This window comes from Streptomyces sparsus (assembly GCF_054776295.1).
In genome coordinates this window covers 1-686 of the sequence record NZ_BAAHCA010001570.1, presented here as the reverse complement: position 1 = coordinate 686, position 686 = coordinate 1, and the positions used below count along the sequence as shown (strand labels likewise).

1 pseudogene is annotated in these 686 nt (G+C 76.2%); it reads left to right on the top strand.

The features are described 5' to 3' along the window. A pseudogene (locus tag ACYVE9_RS29655) lies at positions 1–546 on the top strand (maltokinase N-terminal cap-like domain-containing protein); the annotation flags it as partial. Positions 547–686 lie beyond the last annotated feature (140 nt).

Sequence of the window (686 nt, the reverse complement as noted above, 5' to 3'; positions counted from 1 at the left end):
GACGGCATGGCCGACCACCTGGAGGCCGCCGTCGAGGCGGTGCCTCAGCTGCGCCCCTACCGGCCGGGACTGCACCACGCGTTCGGCGCGGTGCGGGAACTGGCCCGAGCCGGCGGCGAGTGCGCGGTGCAGCGCATCCACGGCGACCTCCACCTCGGCCAGGCCCTGCACGGCCCGCAGGGCACCGCCACGACGGGCGGCTGGACGCTCATCGACTTCGAGGGGGAGCCGGCCAAACCCCTTGCCGAGCGCAGACGCCCGCAACCCGTGCTGCGGGACGTCGCAGGCATACTGCGGTCCTTCGACTACGCCGCCGGCCAGTCCGGCCCCACCGACCACTCCCGGCACTGGGCGACGGCCAGCCGCGACGCCTTCTGCGCCGGCTACGCCGAGGCCGGCGGCACCGATCCCCGCGAGCACGCCGCACTGCTGCGGGCGTACGAGACGGACAAGGCCGTCTACGAGGTGCTCTACGAGGCCCGGAACCGGCCGAACTGGCTGCCCGTGCCGCTCGCCGCGGTGCGTCGACTCGCCGCCGGCCACTGACCGGACCCGCCCCCGACCGTTCGCCCGCCCGCCTCCGCCGAACACCGGAACCGCCCCCGACCCCAGGGAGAACCGTCCCGTGACCGCCCGCTCCGAGGTACCGGAAACCTTCCGCCCCGCGTCCGCGCCGCCCGCCCCCC